Source organism: Aeromonas sp. Prich7-2 (assembly GCF_017939255.1).
GTDB lineage: Bacteria > Pseudomonadota > Gammaproteobacteria > Enterobacterales > Aeromonadaceae > Aeromonas > Aeromonas caviae.
Genome location: NZ_JAGKRI010000185.1, coordinates 1 through 417, shown reverse-complemented (window position 1 = coordinate 417; position 417 = coordinate 1). Strand labels below are relative to the sequence as shown.

General features: G+C 52.8%; 1 pseudogene. It reads right to left on the bottom strand.

From position 1 onward, the window contains the following. A pseudogene (locus tag J9892_RS20485) lies at positions 1-417 on the bottom strand (IS4 family transposase); the annotation flags it as partial.

The following is a 417-nucleotide window of genomic DNA, read 5'->3' as shown; positions in this document are numbered from 1 at the left end:
ATTGAATCGGCCCGGGAAATGTTCTGCCAATTGCGGATGTAACGCGAATGACGACCCGTCCTGCAGCAGTACCTGCTCAAAGCCTGCCAGTCCGTGGGCGTCCGGTAGACACTCCTTGAGGCGTAAGGCGATGGCTCGTTCAACCAGTGCGCGCATGAACAAGGGAAAACCCTGCTTGCGTAACTGGTTGTGAAAGGGTTTATACGCTATTTGGTCAGTATCATGGAGCTGCAACGCATTGAAATGGCGATGCAAACCAGCAATACCATCCACCTTGTCGCAACCAAGCCCTGAGAGCAGAGCCGGGAGTAGTCTCGCAGGCTGGATATCCCGGAGTCGCTGACAAAAACCGGTAAATTTACCGATCCGGTTGAGTTCAGAAGAGCTAAGAAGTTGCTTGAGGTACTGGGTTGCATT